Source organism: Actinomadura litoris, assembly GCF_009733595.1.
Taxonomy (GTDB): domain Bacteria; phylum Actinomycetota; class Actinomycetes; order Streptosporangiales; family Streptosporangiaceae; genus Spirillospora; species Spirillospora litoris.
Window position 1 is genome coordinate 851242 of sequence record NZ_WOFH01000001.1, and the last position, 17114, is coordinate 868355.

15 protein-coding genes are annotated in these 17114 nt (G+C 73.0%); 4 read left to right on the forward strand and 11 right to left on the reverse strand.

All coding sequences use genetic code 11. From position 1 onward, the window contains the following. Positions 1–159: 159 nt before the first annotated feature. Both GNZ18_RS03730 and GNZ18_RS03735 read left to right on the forward strand, forming a co-directional pair. On the forward strand, positions 160–714 hold the full coding sequence (locus GNZ18_RS03730) for a methylated-DNA--[protein]-cysteine S-methyltransferase (protein ID WP_156214600.1): 555 nt from the start codon (positions 160–162) through the stop codon (positions 712–714). Beyond that, positions 708–1427: a helix-turn-helix domain-containing protein gene (locus GNZ18_RS03735; RefSeq protein ID WP_156214601.1), complete on the forward strand. Its 720-nt coding sequence runs from the start codon at positions 708–710 to the stop codon at positions 1425–1427. The genes GNZ18_RS03730 and GNZ18_RS03735 overlap by 7 nt, the downstream gene beginning before the upstream one ends. 78 nt (positions 1428–1505) lie before the next feature. Here GNZ18_RS03735 and asnB read toward each other — a convergent pair whose 3' ends face one another. The 3 genes from asnB to GNZ18_RS03750 all read right to left on the reverse strand — a co-directional run bounded on the left by asnB (position 1506) and on the right by GNZ18_RS03750 (position 5936). Next, positions 1506–3353 (reverse strand): asparagine synthase (glutamine-hydrolyzing), encoded by a 1848-nt coding sequence (gene asnB / locus GNZ18_RS03740; protein WP_156214602.1) that lies wholly within the window; start codon positions 3351–3353, stop codon positions 1506–1508. A gap of 170 nt (positions 3354–3523) precedes the next feature. Further along, on the reverse strand, positions 3524–4654 hold the full coding sequence (locus GNZ18_RS03745; RefSeq protein ID WP_246249343.1) for an MFS transporter: 1131 nt from the start codon (positions 4652–4654) through the stop codon (positions 3524–3526). Positions 4655–5009: 355 nt separating this feature from the next. Beyond that, a complete protein-coding gene (locus GNZ18_RS03750; protein ID WP_156214604.1) occupies positions 5010–5936 on the reverse strand; it encodes a LysR family transcriptional regulator in 927 nt (308 codons plus the stop codon). A gap of 123 nt (positions 5937–6059) precedes the next feature. Here GNZ18_RS03750 and GNZ18_RS03755 point away from each other — a divergent pair, with 123 nt between their 5' ends. Together GNZ18_RS03755 and GNZ18_RS03760 are read left to right on the forward strand one after the other, a co-directional pair. Next, a complete protein-coding gene (locus GNZ18_RS03755) occupies positions 6060–7310 on the forward strand; it encodes a cytochrome P450 (protein WP_156214605.1) in 1251 nt (416 codons plus the stop codon). Positions 7311–7504: 194 nt separating this feature from the next. Beyond that, positions 7505–8464 carry a GlxA family transcriptional regulator gene (locus GNZ18_RS03760; protein ID WP_156214606.1) on the forward strand — a complete coding sequence of 320 codons (960 nt, stop codon included), beginning with the start codon at positions 7505–7507 and terminating at the stop codon, positions 8462–8464. On the opposite strand, the gene GNZ18_RS03765 is transcribed toward GNZ18_RS03760, so the two are convergent. From GNZ18_RS03765 to GNZ18_RS03800, 8 genes are all read right to left on the reverse strand, one after another. Next, positions 8440–9264, reverse strand: a complete 825-nt coding sequence (locus GNZ18_RS03765; RefSeq protein ID WP_156214607.1) for a lactoylglutathione lyase — start codon at positions 9262–9264, stop codon at positions 8440–8442. The genes GNZ18_RS03760 and GNZ18_RS03765 overlap by 25 nt on opposite strands. Next, positions 9261–10637: a hypothetical protein gene (locus GNZ18_RS03770; RefSeq protein WP_156214608.1), complete on the reverse strand. Its 1377-nt coding sequence runs from the start codon at positions 10635–10637 to the stop codon at positions 9261–9263. The genes GNZ18_RS03765 and GNZ18_RS03770 overlap by 4 nt, the downstream gene beginning before the upstream one ends. Next, positions 10637–11758 (reverse strand): NAD(P)/FAD-dependent oxidoreductase, encoded by a 1122-nt coding sequence (locus GNZ18_RS03775; protein WP_156214609.1) that lies wholly within the window; start codon positions 11756–11758, stop codon positions 10637–10639. The genes GNZ18_RS03770 and GNZ18_RS03775 overlap by 1 nt, the downstream gene beginning before the upstream one ends. Continuing rightward, the gene (locus tag GNZ18_RS03780) at positions 11755–13143 is read right to left on the reverse strand and encodes a SidA/IucD/PvdA family monooxygenase (protein ID WP_156214610.1); all 1389 of its coding nucleotides are present in this window, start codon (positions 13141–13143) and stop codon (positions 11755–11757) included. The genes GNZ18_RS03775 and GNZ18_RS03780 overlap by 4 nt, the downstream gene beginning before the upstream one ends. A gap of 88 nt (positions 13144–13231) precedes the next feature. Continuing rightward, entirely contained in the window at positions 13232–13660 is a 429-nt protein-coding gene (gene panD, locus GNZ18_RS03785) for an aspartate 1-decarboxylase (RefSeq protein WP_156214611.1), read from the reverse strand. A gap of 44 nt (positions 13661–13704) precedes the next feature. Next, on the reverse strand, positions 13705–15357 hold the full coding sequence (locus GNZ18_RS03790) for a class I tRNA ligase family protein (RefSeq protein ID WP_156214612.1): 1653 nt from the start codon (positions 15355–15357) through the stop codon (positions 13705–13707). Further along, the gene (locus GNZ18_RS03795; protein WP_156214613.1) at positions 15350–15712 is read right to left on the reverse strand and encodes a cupin domain-containing protein; all 363 of its coding nucleotides are present in this window, start codon (positions 15710–15712) and stop codon (positions 15350–15352) included. The genes GNZ18_RS03790 and GNZ18_RS03795 overlap by 8 nt, the downstream gene beginning before the upstream one ends. 50 nt (positions 15713–15762) lie before the next feature. Continuing rightward, positions 15763–17004 carry an FAD-dependent oxidoreductase gene (locus GNZ18_RS03800; protein ID WP_216651147.1) on the reverse strand — a complete coding sequence of 414 codons (1242 nt, stop codon included), beginning with the start codon at positions 17002–17004 and terminating at the stop codon, positions 15763–15765. Positions 17005–17114 lie beyond the last annotated feature (110 nt).

Consider the following 17114-nt stretch of genomic DNA (forward strand, 5'->3'; position numbering starts at 1 on the left):
GCCGTGCCCCGCACCTCCCCGGCCGCGGCCGTCAGACCAGCCGGTCTGACGGCCGCGGCCGCCGAGTCCGGGCGTTGAGGTCGTTTTCTTGCCGGAGGACGGGTAACGCGGCGGTGTAGGGCTAGTCGTAGGCCCTGACTACTCCTGGAAGGACGCTCGATGCCCACCGCGCTCGCGCATCGTTCCCATCTGGTGCTGGACAGCCCCGTCGGTCCGCTCACGCTCGTCGCGACCGGCGGCGCCCTCTCCGGGCTCTATATGGAGCACCAGGCGTACCGGCCGGCGGAGGAGGTGTTCGGACGGCCGGCGGCCGATCCCGGGACCGCGCCGTTCGGCGCCGCGGCCGAGCAGCTCGCCGCCTACTTCAAGGGGCGGCTGACGAGCTTCGACCTGCCGCTGCTGCTGCACGGGACGCCGTTCCAGCGGCGGGTCTGGGCCGCGCTGCGGCGGATCCCCTACGGCGGGACCGTCACCTACGGACGGCTCGCCGCGCTGATCGGAAGCCCCACCGCCTCGCGGGCCGTCGGCCTGGCCAACGGACGCAACCCGATCGGTGTGATCGTCCCCTGCCATCGCGTCGTCGGCTCGTCCGGCGGCCTCATCGGCTACGGCGGCGGCCTCGACCGCAAGCGCTTCCTGCTCGACCACGAGTACGGGACGCTGGCGGGGAGCGCGGCCGCCGTGGAGCCGGAAGGGCTCTGTCTCTCATGGTGACCACGGATCGGAAGGCGCCGCCGGAGGATCCGGCGGCGGTGCGGGTGCTGTGCGCGCTGGAGGGCGGCCGGGTGCTGCCGGTCAGCGCGATCTCCGCGGACAGCGGGATCCCGGTCGCCGCCGTGCGGGGCCGGTTGCGTGAGCTGGGCGACGCGGGCCTGGTGACCGAGGTGCGGCACGGCGACTACCGCTACTACCGGCTGTCCGGGCCGGGCGCGGCGGCGCTCACCGGACGGCGGGCGGGGACGCCGCCGCCCGCGTCCCTGCGGGTCGGGACGCGGGCCTACGCGTTCCGGCAGGCGCGGAGCTGCTACGGCCATCTGGCGGGACGGCTCGGCTGCGCGCTGACCGGCTCCCTCATCGAGGCGGGTCACCTGGCCGGGCACGACGGGACGGTCGATCTGGAGCGGCTCGGCGCCGCCAGGACGGTCGCGGGCGCGCTCGACCCGATCGGGTACGCGCTGACCGCGTCGGGTGCCGCGCTGTTCCGGGGGCTCGGCGTCAGGCCGCCGGTCGACCGGGCGGTCCGGTGCTGTGTCGACTGGTCGGAGCAGCGGCACCATGTGGCCGGGAGCGTGGGGCGGCTGCTGCTGGCCCGGTTCGTGAACCTCGGCTGGCTGGTGCCCGGCGGGCCGCGCCGGGTGCTGGCGGTGACCGCGGAGGGGCGCCGGGCGTTCGCCTCCCGGTTCGGTGTCGAGACCCCGGTCGGGTGACGACGAGCGAGGGCCCGGCGGATCGGTGATCCGCCGGGCCCTCGTCGCGCTCAGGTGCCCGTGCTCAGGTGCCCGTGCTCAGGTGTCCACGGTGACGCCGTAGGTGTCGAGCCAGGCGTTGAGCGACAGCGGCACCTCCAGGTCGATGCGGGTGATCTGCGTGCTGTTCTGGGTGATGGGCCCCTCCAGCCGCCGCCGGACGCGGTCGGCGTCGAGCAGGGCCATCACCGGGCCGTCGGCGGCGACGACCTCCGCGAGCTTGTCGCGCAGGTTCTTCTCGTAGCCGGAGTCCTGCGTGCTGGGGTAGGGGGCCTTCACGCGCTCGACGATCGAGTTCGGCAGGACGTCCCTGGTGGCGGCGCGGAGCAGGCTCTTCTCCCGGCCGTCGAAGGTCTTCATCGCCCACGGCGCGTTGAAGACGTAGTCCACGAGCCTGTGGTCGCAGAACGGCACCCGCACCTCCAGGCCCGTCGCCATGCTCATGCGGTCCTTGCGGTCGAGCAGGGTGTTGAGGAAGCGGGTGAGGTTGAGGTAGCCGATCTCCCGCATCCGCCGCTCCAGGCCCGTCTCGCCCGGCAGGACCGGCACCTCGGCGAGCGCGTCGAAGTACGCGGCGCGCCGGTAGCCGGGGATGTCGAGGGTGTTCAGGAGGCCGCCGTCGAACAGCGGCGTCCCGTCGTAGAACGGGCCTGGGGTGGAGGTGAGCCAGGGGAAGGTCTCGGCCGTCAGCACCTCCGGGTCGTGGAACCAGCTGTAGCCGCCGAACAGCTCGTCGGCGGACTCGCCGGACAGCGCCACGGTCGAGCGCTCGCGGACGGCGCGGAAGAGCAGCAGCAGCGAGGGCCACAGGTCCCCGTACCAGACGGGCGGCAGGTCGGTGGCGGCGAGGACGGCCGCGCGCACGCTCGGGCGGCTCAGGTCGTCGCTGTCGAGAAGGATCTCGGAGTGGTCGGCCGCGACGTGCTCGGCCAGGTCGCGCACGAACGGCGCGTCGGGCGTGCTCCGCAGCGGGTCCGGGACGAAGCTCTCCGCGGCGCCGACGAAGTCGACCGAGAACGAGCGGACCGGTCCGGCCCCCTCGGCGGCCAGGGCCTTCGCGGCGAGCGCGGTGACGGCCGAGGAGTCCAGGCCGCCCGAGAGCAGGCTGCACAGCGGCACGTCGGAGATGAGCTGCCGGGTGACGATGTCCTCCAGCAGATCCCGGACGGTCCGGACCGTCTTGTCGAGGTCGTCGGTGTGCTCGCGGGCCTCCAGGGCCCAGTACCGGTGCTTGGTGAGCCCCTCGCGGCGAACCTTGACGAAGTGGCCGGGGCGGACCTCGTGCATTCCGGTGAAGATGGCGTGCTCGGGGGTCTTGACCATGTCGAGCAGCTCGCGCAGGCCATCGGTGTCGATCCGGCGGGGCACGAGCGGGTTGGCGATGATGCCCTTCGGCTCGGACGCGAAGATGACGCCGTCGCCCGTCTGGAAGTAGTAGAGCGGCTTGACGCCCATCCGGTCGCGGACGAGCAGCAGCTCCTCGCTGCGGAGGTCCCAGATCCCGAACGCGTACATGCCGTTCAGTTTCTCGACGAGGCCCTCACCCCATTCGAGATAGGCCCGGAGCACCACTTCGGTGTCGCTTTTCGTGTGGAAGGCGTGCCCGCGCGAGGCGAGTTCCGAGCGCAGCTCCCGGTAGTTGTAGACCTCGCCGCTGAAGGTCAGCACGGCCAGTTCCCGGCCGTCCTGCTCGGCGACCATCGGCTGCCGGCCGCCCTCCAGGTCGATGACCGACAGGCGGCGGTGCCCGACCCCGCCGTGCCGGTCGACCCATATCCCTTCGTCGTCGGGGCCACGGCAGTCCATGGTCCTGGTCATGAGTTGCAGGGTCGCACGCTCCAGCGTGAGATCCCGGTCGAATCCGGCCCAGCCCACGATGCCACACATGCGCGATCTCCTCTTCTGTTCCAGCAGGTCATGCGGCGGATGAATCGGGCACACGAAAGTGCCGATGATTTCGGATGATGTTCGTTGGAACGAATGGCCCCATGGCGCCGGGCCCCTTCGGAGACGGGCACCAAGCTAACCCATCGGTGCCCGCTCCGGCATCCGTGTGCTCACGCGTTCTCCGGCCATGGGACACGTTTCGCGAAGTGCATCCACACCGTGACGACCATAAGGACGGCGGCCATTCCGCCGAGCACCATGACGGTCGAGGGAGAGGTGTGGTCCACGGTTATGCCGCCGACCAGCGCACCCGTGGAGAGCGTCGCCTGGAACGAGGCCGTGAAGAGCACGGACGCCGCCTCAGGCGCGTGCGGCGCGGATTTGAGGAACCAGGTCTGCGAGCAGACCGGGATCGTTCCGTAGCCGATTCCCCAGATGACGAGCAGGACCAGGGCACCGGCGTCCCATCCGCCGAGGACGGGCAGCAGCAGGGTCGCGCAGGCGATCATCGCGGTGGCGGCGCCGAACGTGGCGCGCGGATAGCGGCCGACGATCGAGCCGCCCGCGAAGTTGCCGGCGATGCCGGCCACCCCGTACGTCAGCAGGAACACCGTGATCATGCTGGAACCGACGTGCGTGACCTGCTCCAGGAAGGGCGTGACGTAGGTGTAGGTCCCGAAGTGCGCCATCACCACCAGGAACGTCAGGAGGAGCCCGACCCTCGTGTTGGTGCTGCGGAACATGCCGCGCAGGACGCTCAGGCGGGTGACCTGCTCGGCCGGGAGCCTCGGGACGAACGCGACCGTCGCGGCGAGCACGGCCGAGGTCAGCGCGCCCATGACCACGAAGCTCACGCGCCATCCGGCGAGGTCGCCGATGAAGGTGCCGGCGGGCACGCCGAGCACCGATCCGAGCGGGACGGAGGAGAAGATCACCGCGGTCGCCCGGGTGACCGACTCGGGCGGCACCAGCCGCTCGGCGAGCCCGGCCGCGATCGACCAGAAGCCCCCGATGGTGATCCCGACCATCACCCGGGAGATCAGCATCACCCAGAAGGCGGGCGCGGCGGCGGCGAGGAAGTTCGCGGCGGCGAGCAGCACCATGAAGGCGCACAGCATCACGCGCCGGTCGAGTCTCGCGGTCGCGACCGTGAGCGTCGGCGCCGATACGGCGGCGAGATATCCCGGCATGGTCATCATCAGACCGGCCGTTCCGTCCGAGATCGTGAAACTGGATCCGATCGAGGTCAGCAGACCGATCGGAAGGATCTCGGTGGTGACGATCGAGAAGATTCCCATCATCACCGTGACGACGGCTAGCCAGCCTAGCAACGGCGATCGAGTCGATACGGCGGGGCCGCCGACTGTCGTGGTGGCTGTGGACATGGCATCCATTTCTGTCGTTGTCTCGTCACTGGCCGTACGCATCAGTAGAGCAGCCGCCGCGAAGGCATGTCTGGCAGGTTCGCGACACCAACATCGCGCCCGATCCAATGCGAAAAACGTTTCAGAGCATGGTTGGTCAGGCACTGTTCCCGGCTTCCGGAGAGCCTCTCCGGTCGATGGGCGAAGGCCGCGGGAGATTTCGGCCCTGAAGGGCGAGTGGGGATTTTCCTCAGTTGTTCGCGGCGCGTATGGCTCGCGCGGCGCCGCGTCCCTACTCGCTCGCGGCGTTCGCTTCCTCGCGCGGCGGGTCCGTGCGGCAGAAGTGCGCGAACGCCGCCGCCCGCCGGGTCAGCCGCGCCCCGGCGGCGCGCGCCAGCACGACGCGCATCGGCACGACGGGGTCGCCGATCGGCCGGACCTCCACCGGCAGCCCCTCGTAGCTGACGCCCACCCTCGGCCGCTGGATCAGCAGCGAGTACCCGGCGCCGCGGGCGACCAGGCTGCGCACCATCTCGAAGCTCGCCGTGCGGTGCCGGATCGCCGGGTCCACCCCCGCCCCGGCGAGCAGCCCGGTGAAGTAGTCCATGCTCGGCGGCACGTCCAGCATGACCATGTCGTGGCCGGCGAGGTCGGCCAGCGCGACCGTGTCCCGGCGGGCCAGCGGGTGCGCGGGCGGCAGCAGCACATGCGGGCTGGCCTCGTACAGGACGTCGTACTCGATGTCCTGCCGGATGCTCGTCTCATACAGCACCGCCAGTTCGCAGCGCCCGTCGAGCAGGAGCTCCTGGAGCTCGTCGAGCGACCCCTCGGCCAGGTCGACCGTCACGTCCGGGTGGACGGCGCGGAAGTCCTCCAGCAGGCGCGGCACCAGGAACGGCGCGATCGTGGTGAAGCAGCCGACCTTGAGCCGTCCGGCGAGGGTGCGGCCCACCGCGGCCATGCCCGCCCGCAGCTCGTCGGAGCAGGCCAGCAGCGCGCGGGCCTCGGGCAGCAGCAGCCGCCCGGCCTCGGTCAGCGTCAGCCCCTTGGCCTTGCGGCGGAGCACGAGCGCGACCCCGAGCTGCCGTTCCAGCTCCGATATCCCCATCGAGACCGCCGACTGCGAGACGTGCAGCCGGCCGGCCGCCGCCGTCATCGTGCCGGACTCGGCGGCGGTCACGAAATAGTCGAGCCGGCGCAGGCTGATCCGTTCTGTCATCACGGCCTCCGGCCCCCGCGGGGGCGGGTATTCGCATTACCGGGGTTCAATGGAACCATTATGCGCTTTTCGGCTCCCGACGGCTGAAACATACTGGCCCCATCGAGCCGAGGAGGGTTCTTCATGACGAGCGCCGAAACTGCCTCGTGTCCCGTACATCAGAACTTCGATCCGCTGGAGGAGACCTATCTGGCCGATCCGTATCCGACCATGTCCGCCGTACGGGCCGAGGTCCCGGTGTTCTATTCACCGGAGGTCGACATGTGGGTGGTGACCCGCTACGGCGATATCGAGTCCGTGTTCAAGGACCCCGGGTCCTACTCCGCGTCGATCGGGCAGCGGCCGGTCTTTCCGCTGACCGACGAGGCGCGGGAGATCGTGCGGGGCGGCTTCCACGCCACGCCGGTGATGTCGGACTGCGATCCGCCCCGGCACACGCGCATCCGCAAGCACAACATGAAGGGCTTCTCGGCCCGGCGCACCGCCGTGCTGGAGCCCAAGGTGTGGGCGAAGGCCACCGAGCTGGTCGACGCGATCGAGCCGGGCCGGGTGGACCTCGTCTCGGCGGTGACCTACCCGCTTCCCGCATACATGATCTTCACCTTCATCGGGTTCCCCGACGCGGACATGGACATGCTGAAGCGGTGGTGCGGCAACCGCATGCTGTTCAGCTGGGGGCGGCCGAGCCCCGAGGAGCAGAAGGACATCGCGGGCAACATGGTGCGCTACTGGCGCTACTGCGAGGAGTTCGTCGCGGACCGCGCGAAGAACCCGCGCGACGACTTCACGAGCGACCTGGTCCGGATCCACCGGGACGACCCGGAGGCCGTGTCGCTGGAGGAGATCGTCAACGTCGCCTACGGGCTGAGCTTCGCCGGGCACGAGACCACCACCAACTACACCAGCAACATCATCCGCAGGCTGCTCACCCACCGCTCCCAGTGGGAGGACGTCTGCGCCGACCGGGAACTGGTCACCGACGCCATCGAGGAGGGGCTGCGGTATGACAGCAGCATCATCGCGTGGCGGCGGATCACCACGCGCCCGGTCACGCTGGGCGGCGTGGACATCCCCGAGGGCGGGAAGATCATGCTGCTGCTCGGGGCTGCGAACCGCGACCCGGAGGTGTTCCACGCTCCGGAGAGCTTCGACATCCACCGCGACGACTCCCGGTCCCACCTCGCGTTCGGCAAGGGGATCCATTTCTGCCTGGGCGCCGCGCTCGCCCGCATGGAGGCGCGCATCGTGCTGGAACTGCTGGCCGAGCGCGCACCGGGGATGACGCTGGTGGAGGAGCAGGAGTACACCTTCCCGGCCAACATCTCCTTCCGGGGTCCCCGGCGCCTGCTGGTCGACTGGCCCGCCGCCACCTGACCGCCCGCGCCGCTCCGAGCACGCCCTCCCGCGCGTCCCACCCCCCGTGGCGCCGGGAGGGCGTCCCGCGTGTTCCCGACAATGGCCGCCGACCGGCCCCCGAAAAACGTGCGCTTTTGTTCAGGCCCAATCACCGGGGCCCAAAAGATTGGGCGCAGGTACACAAATCAAGAGGGCATGTATAAGCTTTGAATATGCCAACTGTCGCCCTGGCGATCACCGATCGTATTTCGCTGGTCGACGTCGCCGCGCCGTGCGAGATATTCGGCGTCGACCGGTCCGACCTCGCCGATCCCTGGTACGACTTCACCGTCTGCGGCCCCGCGGGCGCCCGGGTCGGCGACTGGTTCCACCCCGCCTCCCCCGCCTCGCTCGACGGGCTCGTGAGCGCCGACACCGTGATCGTCCCGGCGTCCCACCGGCTCCGCGAGAGCCCGCCGGCCGACCTCGTGGCGGCCGTGCGCGCGGCGTACGAGCGGGGGTCGCGCGTCGCCTCCATCTGCACCGGCGCGTTCGTCCTCGCCGCGGCCGGGCTGCTGGACGGGCGGCGCGCGACCACCCACTGGATGCACACGGCGGCGCTGGCGGCGCGGTGTCCGCGGGCGCGCGTCGACCCGGACGCGCTGTACGTCGACGAGGGCCGCGTCCTCACCTCGGCGGGCAAGTCGGCGGGGTTCGACCTGTGCCTGCACCTGGTGCGGCTCGACCACGGGGCGACGGCGGCGAACGACGTGGCCGGGCAGCTCGTCCTGCCGCCGCGCCCGGACGGCGGGCGGGCGCGGCCGATCCAGGCGGCCGGCGGGGAGGATCCCGTCCTGTCCGCCCTTGAGCCGTGGGTGGCCGCGCACCTGCACCGGCCGCTCACCGTCGGGGACCTGGCCCGCCAGGCGAACATGAGCACCCGCCACCTGACCCGGAAATTCAACGCGATCACCGGAATGACGCCGCTGCAATGGCTGCTGGCCCGGCGGATACGCCGGGCCAGGGAACTCCTCGAAACGACCGACGAGTGCGTCGAGCAGATCGCGGACCGGACGGGAATGGGCACGGCGGCCACCCTGCGACGCAATTTCAACCGCGCTGTCGGCGTGCCGCCCGACACCTATCGGCGCACGTTCCGCACCGGCCCTCAGGTCGCCCGGAGATTCGGGTGAGGTGACACGGGACGCCGGCTCCCCCGCGCCGGGTCGGTCCAGATCTCGGCCAGTGCCCCGGTCTCCAGCCGCCGCTCGGCCCGGCCGTGCTCGCCGGGGTCGAACGCCGCGGCCCCCGGTTCGGCCAGCAGGGCGAACGCCGCGGCCGGGGCGCCTTCCGCCGCCAGCCCGTCCGAGCCGATGATCAGCAGCTCCCCCACGACGGCCAGGTCCGACGCGATCGGCGACGGGTGCCGCGTGCGCGCCTCCGCCGGAGTCCCGAGCATCGCCTCGTAGAGCGCGACGGACCGCTCGAACGCGGCGCTCGGCGTGACCAGCCGCGCCATCAGCCGCACGCCGGTCGGGCGCGGTGCGGGCCCGCCGGGCGGCCGGGGGCGCTCCCCCGGCCTCGGCCGGTGCTCGACCAGCTCCGCGATCGCCCCGTCGGCGAACCGGACGCGCGCCCGCGCCCCGGGAACGATCGCCTCCCGCGGTTCCAGGACGATCCCGCCGTTCGCCCGGACGAGCCGGAGCGCGCCCGCGAGCGAGGGCACGATCAGCGAGTACGCCGTCCGCCGCTGCATCGGGGTGAACGGCCGCTCGCTGGCGATGAGCAGGAGGCCGCCCACCGCCGCGAGCTCCAGCCCGCCGAAGTCGGGGATGGGCATGCGCAGGTCGGCCCGCGCGCCGAGAAGGCGCTCGTAGCGGCCGATCCGGTCGTCGAGCGCGGCCGCGTCGATCAGCGATCGGGCGAGCAGCCTGGGCCTGTCCAGGACGGAGGAGTCGGGGCGGGTGCGGAACCAGCGTTCGGGGAGCGTCATCTCCGGTCCTCCTTCTCGCGGGGCGCCCGGCCGCCGGTCGGCACGCCGCCGAGCCATGGCTCCGCCCGCAGCCCCCACCTCGCGCACTCGTCCGTGACGAGGCGGTGCAGGGACGCGGCGTCGCCGAACCGGTCGGGCATCCCGGTCGCGGTCATGATCATCTGCCCGCCCGTGTCGAGCAGGCACAGCGAGGCGCGCAGCCTGGCCTTCCCGGGGACGATCCCCGGGACGTTCACGGTGCGCAGCGCGACGCCGTCCGCCCGCTGCCCCGCGAAGCGCGCGACGCCCTCGGGCGCGCGGCCGAAGTTGGAGGCGACCGCGTCGGTCTGCTGCGCGCCCGGGGCCTTGAGCCGGTCGGCGTACCGGCCGGGCAGCAGGTGCCACAGCGGTTCGGGGACGAGGGTCGCGCTGCGCTCCCCCGAGCCCTGGAGCAGGGTCCTGGTGTCGCGCCGCGTCCGCGTCAGGTCCCCGTGCCCCGGCTCACCGGCCGGGACGCTCAGCGGGACCACGACCAGGGCGTTCGCGCGGCCGTCGCCGTCCGGGCCGCGCAGGCTCATCGGGATCCCGATGTCGATGGACGAGCGGCCCCGGAGCGGGACCCGGGCGCGGACGAGGTTGGCGGCGATCTCCACGAACAGGCTGTTCACCGTGCCGCCGTGGGCGTGGGCGCGTTCCTGCCACTCCCCCGCGTCCATCGCGAGGATCGTGGTCGCGAAGTAGCGCGGCTCCGCGCCGCCGGCGGGGCACGGCGGCGCCGGGGAGCCGCCGCGCAGAGCGCTCATCACGCGGGCGCGCGCGGAACCGTCCGCCAGCAACCCGGCGCTCCATCGCGTGGACTCCACCGCTGCCCGGACCGCCAGCCCCAGCACGTCGCCGACGTCGCCGCCGCCGAGGCGCGCCGCCGGCGAACTCCGAGGAGCCGGGCCCGGGGGCGGGGCGGCCAGCGCGTTGAAGATGCCCAGCCCGTCCGAACGGAAATGCGGCACGGTCAGCGACACCAGGCCGCCGCCGCGGTACGGCGCCGCGGCGAGCCGCCACAGCGCGTCGGAGCCGGCGGGCAACGGCACCCGGGCCTGGGCGTCGATCCAGTCCATGACGTCGGCGTCCGCCAGCGGTCGCGGATGCGTCACCGGCTCCTCGGCGTTGTGCGCGTGCACCCACCTGCGGCGCGCCCCGGGGACGCGGGCCGGAACCGCCTTCCGGCTCAGCAGGCCCAGGTCGAGGCGGTCCCATTCGGCGCGCAGCGCGGAGCCGCTCACCTCGGCGGGGAACCTCCAGAGCACCTGGACGATCCTGGACGAGCCCAGCCTCTCGCCCGCCTGGAACAGCATCTCGTCGGTCGGGTTCAGCCGGTAGGTCGGGGCGCCGGGCATCAGGCGATCACCTCCCGGATCCGGGCCGCCGCGCGTTCCCCGATCACCGGGGCCGTCTTGAAGGCCCCGCCGTTCCATCCGGTGGCGGTGACCAGGCCCGCGGGCTCCGGCCAGGCGGTCACGGCCCCCTCGCCGCCGGGCGCGAGCGCGTCGTGGGCCATGACCCCGCCGCAGACCCCGGCGTCCGCGAGCGCCGGGCACCGCCGCGCGACGACCGCCCGGACGCGCTCCTGCTCGGCGGGCGGCGTTCCCCGCGTCACGGTCACCGGCACCCCGGTCACATGCGAGACCACGCCCGCGAGCACGCCGCCCCGGCCGGTTGCCTCATCGCTCCACCGACGCAGCCACGCGCCGGTGGTGGTGTCCACGACGGCGGGCAGGTCGCCGGGGGCCTCGCGCGGTTCGAAGACGCAGTAGCCGATCGAGCGGCTGCGCAGCGGCAGCCGCACCCCGGCCGTCAGCGCCAGGTCCGCGCTCGCGACCCCGGCGGCGATCAGCACGGCCGGGGCCGCCACCGGGCCCGCCGTCGTCCGGACGCCGCGGACGCGGGATCCGCGGATGTCCACCTCCGTCGCCCGCACCCGCTCCAGGACGGTCAGGCCGTCCGCCGCGTCGCGGAGCATCGCGCGTGCGACGGCCCGCGCCGGCAGCCAGCCCGCGCTCGGCTCGTAGACCCCGGCGAGGTCCGGCGACACCGACAGGCTCGGGAACCGCTCGCGGATCTCCGCCGCGTCGTGGACCCACGCGCTGTGCCCGGCGTCGCGGGCGGCCTCCACCCCGGCCAGCACCCCGGCCCGCACCCCGGCGAGCGCGCCGCCCGCGCCCGCCGGGACCAGCGTCAGCCCGCCGTGCCGCCGGACGGCCGGCCAGCGGCCGTGCCGCCCGCGCCGCAGGTAGGCGGCCAGGCCCTGGGCGGCGGCCCGCGCCCGGTCGCCGCCGCCCGGGTCGAAGGCCCGGACGAGCCCGCCCGAGACCCCGCTCGGGCCGTCCGCGATCCCGGCGGCGTCGATCAGGACGACCGACAGGCCCGCCGCGACGAGGCGCTCGGCGGCGGCGAGGCCGATGATCCCGCCGCCGACGACCGCGACGTCCGCCGAGGCGGCGGCGCCGGGGCCGCTCATCGGAAGACCTCGGCGACCATGTGCTCGGGTATACGGGCGTCGCGCACCGAACGCCGGCCGCCCGCACCGGCGCTCATGCCCGAGGGGTACCGCATGAGCGACCCGGCGATGTCGGCCGCCCGTGCCGACAGCACGGCCAGCGCCCCCGCGTCGCCCATGCCGTGGCTCGCCTCGCACAGCCCGTTGAGGAAGAGGCGGAGCGGGCGGCGGCCGCGGCCCCGCCCGGCGAGCTCGACCGAGTAGTCGCGCGCGACGACCGGGACGCCCTGGTCGTCCAGCGGCAGGCGGTCCGCCACCCCTTCCAGGAGCGGGTGGTAGCGCTCGTCGCCGGGCCCGGCCCCGAAGTCGCGGAACCCCGTCGCCAGGATGACGGCGTCGGCGTCGCACGTGCTCTCGGTCCGGTGGTTGACGTCCCGCACGAGGAGCCGGTGGCCGCCGCGCAGCCGCGGGCGGACCCGCGCGACCTCCGAGAACGGCATCAGCCGGAGCCGGTCGGCCCCGGTCAGCTCGTTCTCGTACTGGGCGGCGGCGAGCCGGTCGATCACGTCCTGGTCGCAGGCCGCGTAGTTGACCGTCCGCAGCTCGGCCCGGATCCGCCGCTTGGTCTCGGCGGGGAGCGGATGAAAGTAGTCGACGAACTCCGGAAGGAAGACGCGCCTGCTGTAGGGGCTGGTGTCCTTCAACCGGAACCCGATGCCCCGGTGGATGGAGGTGACCTGCGCGACGTCGGGACGGCCCAGCAGGTCGAGCACGATCTCGATCGCGCTCTGGCTGGCCCCGACCACGACGACGCGCAGCCCGCCCGTCCCGCGCGCCCGCGCCGCCAGGCCCTTCACGGACGTGAGGTAGCGGGTGGAGTGGAAGACCGTCGGCCCCAGGGCGTCCTGGAACTCGGCGGGGACGCGCGGGGACCGGCCGGTGCCGAGGACGAAGGTCTCGCCCAGCAGGCACCGGCCGCTCCCCGTCTCCACGCGGAACACCTCGCCGTCGCCCGACCGGGCGAGCGACAGCCGCACCGCGGGCTCCCCGTAGTCGACCGACCCGCGGAACGACTCGGCGACCCACGCCAGGTAGCCCGCGTACTCCCGCCGCAGCGGGAACTTGAGGTTGAGGTGCAGGTAGTCGGTCAGCTTCCCGCGGCACGCCAGATAGTTGACGAACGAGTGGCGGCTGTCGGGCCGGCGCGGCATGGCGAGGTCCCGGAACGGGTTGTTCTGGATGTCGGTTCCGGAGAGGAGCTGCTCGTCCTGCCACTGGAACCCGCGGGCCCGCTCCACGAAGCGGACCGTCCCCGGGTATCCGAACTCCTCCAGCGCCACCGCGAGCGACAGGTTCGCCGGCCCGAAGCCGGCGCCCACCGCCGAGTGGACGTGGTCATCCGTCATCGTTCACACACCTTCGGCTCGTCGTGCCCGCCGCGGCGGCGGGACGGGCGGTTCGGGGACGGCTCGGCCCGCGGGTCGGCCCCGCGGATCAGTCCCACAGCGCCTTCGGGGGCCGCGCGCTCGCGCCGGCCGCCACCGGCTCGGCCGGGGCGGTGCCCGCGCCGACCGTCTCGACCACCCGGTTCTCGTCGTCGACGAGGACGACCCTCGGCTGGTGCTCCTCGACCTCGGCCTCGTCGTACTGGGCGTAGCTGATGATGATGACCTTGTCGCCGCGCTGGACGAGGCGCGCGGCGGCGCCGTTCACCACGACCTCGTTGGCGCCGGGCTCGCCCAGGATCGTGTAGGTCTCGAACCGGGCGCCGTTGTTGATGTTCACCACGTGGACCAGCTCGTGCACGCCGATGTCGGCGATCTCCAGCAGTTCCGGGGAGACCGTGAGGGAGCCGACGTAGTTCAGGTCGCTGTCGGTCACGGTCGCACGGTGGATCTTCGAGTGCATGAAGTTGCGCAGCATGTTCTCTCCTCGGATCGGTTTCTTCGTGCGGATGGGCGGTGTGGTCAGCGGCGGGCGAGGGAGATGCCCCGGAAGCGTCCGGAGGGGGGCTCGGCGACGTCCTCCAGCAGCGGGGGCGGCTCCGGCGGCGGCGCCCCGGCGAGCGGGTCGCCGGGCGAATCGGCGGTGCTGGTCTCGAAGGCGGTCGCGACCCCGGCGGCCAGGTCAGGCGTCACCGGCCAGGCGAGCACGCGGAGCGCCCAGAGGAACATCAGCGCGCCGGACACCTCGCTCGGGTCGTCGGTCCGCAGCCGCGCGCCGCGCAGCGCCAGCACCTCCAGGTGCAGCGCGAGCGCCTCGGCGGCGCGGCGGATGCTGAACGTGTCGAGCGCGTAGGCGCTCTCGAACCGCCGGACGGACGCCTCCAGCGCGCTGCGCCACCAGGGCGAGGGCGGCGCGTCGATCCTGCGCCCGGCCAGCCGCTCGTTCAGCGCGGCGTCGATCACGGCGAGCGGCTCGTCGAAGCGGGTCTTGAGCGTCGCGGCCGCCACCTGCTCGGTGAACTCCGACTGCTGGAGCTCCGGGCTGGTCAGCGCCAGGACGAAGCGGGCGCGGTCGCGCCCGGCGCCCGCCAGGTAGTCGCCCGCCCAGACGACGTCGCCTTTGCTGGTCGAGAACTTCCGGCCTTCGAGCAGGAAGTACTGATTGGTGATCGTGCGGGTCGCGGGCCGCTCGACCGGCAGGCCGTGCTCGACGGCGAGCAGCGACAGCGCGAGGTAGACGAACGCGTTGTAGAAGCCGTTGTCGATCCCGATGAACTGGACCAGTTCGTCGCAGGCGCCCGCGCGGGACTCCCGTCCGGCGATCGCGTCCCGGGTCTCGCGGGCCCGCCGGAGCCAGTAGAGGTGGCCGACGTAGATCTCGGGCCAGGCGTTCACGGTCTGCGGGGGCGCGTCCGGGCCGTCCCAGTCGACGGAGATCCCCCAGTCGCCCGGATAGGTGACCGGGATGGCGGGGAGCCGTCCGGCGAGGGTCTCGGCCACCACGCCCCGCAGGTCGGGGCGCTGGGCGGCGCCCTCCGGCGACGCGTAGAAGCCGGTGATCATCGAGCGGTACCGCTCCAGGTCGAGCACCCAGATCGGCACCCGCTCGCGTGGCGGGGCCGGGCCGCCGTCCTCCACCGGCAGCAGCGCGCCGGGAAGGTTGTAGAGCCCGCACGCCTCGCAGACGCCCGCCCTGGCGTGGGCCAGGCAGGAGGGGCACCGGCCGGTGACGAACGCCTCGGCCCGGTACTCGCCGCTCTCCGCGTCGTAGGGCAGTTCGACCTCGCGCCGGTCGAACGCGCCCGCCTCCCAGAGCGTCGTGAAGAAGGTGCGGACGAAGGTCTCGTACCGTTCGTCCGGCCGCTCGAAGAGGTCCACGTCGACGGCGGCGGCGCCGAGCGTCCCGCGCACGCCGGCGAGCGCCTGCCGGATGAGCGCCTCGGGGGTCGTCCCGAGCCGCCGCGCCGTCGTGACCACGTAGGTCTGGTTGTCGTCCGTGCTGGACGCGAAGGCCACGTCGTTCCCGAGGATCTTCTGGGACCGGGCGCAGACGTCGCTCGCCAGGACCGGCCCGGACAGGTGCCCGAGATGCAGGTCCCCGTTCGGGGTCGGCGGGGAGAACGTGACGTCGACCCGGCGCGGCCCGCCGTCGGAGGCGCCCCTCGGCTCAGCCATGGTCCGCGCCCTCCGAGCCGGGCTCCGGCTGGAGCCAGTAGATGCTGACGAACGTCAGCGCCTCGGTGTCGCTCCCGTTGGTGACGACGTGGTCGTTGCCGTTCGGGACGTAGATGACGTCGCCCGGCTCGACCGGACGGCTCTCCGCGCCGATCCGCACCGTGCCCGACCCGCTCGTGAAGATGAACGTCTCGTCGGTGGCGTGCCGGTGCTCGGTGCTGGACTCCAGCGGCCGGATCGAGCACAGCGTGCTGTTCCACGGCGGGACGACCACCCCCTCCCACGGATACAGCTGGCGGATGTCGCAGCCGTTCTTGCGGATCTGCCGATCCCCGGTCTCGGTGCGCACGTACATGCGGGTTCTCCTTCTGGTCGCGGTCGGACGCCGCTCGGAGGCGGGCGGTATCAGCGGAGGGCGAAGATGCGTTCGAGCACGTCGTCCTCGAACGACTCGGGCGGCACCTCGAAGGGCCCCTTGAAGGTCGCGAGGCGGGACCCGGCGAGCACCGGGTCGGTGGGCCAGGACTTCGCGTAGGCGAGGCGGCGGGCCGCGCCCTCCGGGGTGAACGTCATGTTGATCGTCGTGCGGACCCGGCCGGACGCCCGGAGCCTGCGCATCCGCACCTCGCGCTCGCGGCCGTAGGGGGCGAACGCGCGCGGCGTCCAGTCGCGCTCCGTGCGGAGGACGTCCCAGACGACCCGGGCGTCGCGCAGCGCGACCGAGAGCCCCTGGCCGATGATCGGGTCGGTCCAGCCCGCCGCGTCGCCGATCAGCACGGCGCCCGGGACGTAGGGGACCTCCGTCCACGAGTCGTTCATCGGATAGAACGCGCACGACTGGGACGCGCGGGCCGCGCCGAACATCTCGCTTCCGGGGATGCAGCGGAACTGGAACGCCTTCAGGAACGCCTCGCGCCGGTCCGGGCCCGCGAAGCGGCCCTTCTGGGCGACGTCGTGCAGCAGGTACAGGCGGGCCTTGCCACCCGACCGGGGGAAGACGAAGTAGAGCAGGTCCCCTTCCGTCCCGATCGAGGTGATGTGCACCGGCCAGGCGTCCAGGTCCTCGACCAGGAGCCCGCCGCCGAGCGAGTTCGGCGGCGTCTGGGTCAGCGGGACGCCGAGCTGCCGCCGCACGGTGGAGGTCCGCCCGTCGGCGCCGACGACCAGCCGGCAGGGCGCCTCGTACTCGGCGCCGCCGTGCTCGTACCGGACGCTCGGGGCCGCCCCGCCGGTCACCCGCACGTCCCCGACGCCGCGCACGACGGTCGCGCCCGCGGCCTCGGCCGCCGTCGCGAGGGCCTCGCACGCCTCGGGGTGGCCGACGTCGAGGACGCCGCGGATGCCGGGGAGCATCTCGTCCAGCTTGAGCGCGTTCCCCAGCGCGACGTCCGGGTCCACGACCTCGTCGAACCCCACGAAGCGGTTCACGTAGGTGCCGCCCGCGTCGAGGACCGCCTGTTCGAGCCCGAGGCGGATCAGCTCCAGGACGCCCCAGCAGTTGATCACCTCGCCGCGGACCTTGTCGCGGTAGACCACCTGCCGCTCCAGCAGGAGAACCCCGTGCCCGTCCCTGGCGAGCACCGCCGCCAGGGCCGAGCCCGCGATTCCGCCGCCGACCACGACGACATCGACGCGTTTGGCCTTCACCATTGGATCCCCTAAGCGATGTGGGCGGGGACGCGGGCCGGCCGTCCGGTCGGGATCACCTCGATCTCCGCTGGGCTGCCCCGCTCCTTTCCCGACCATCGTCACAAGGG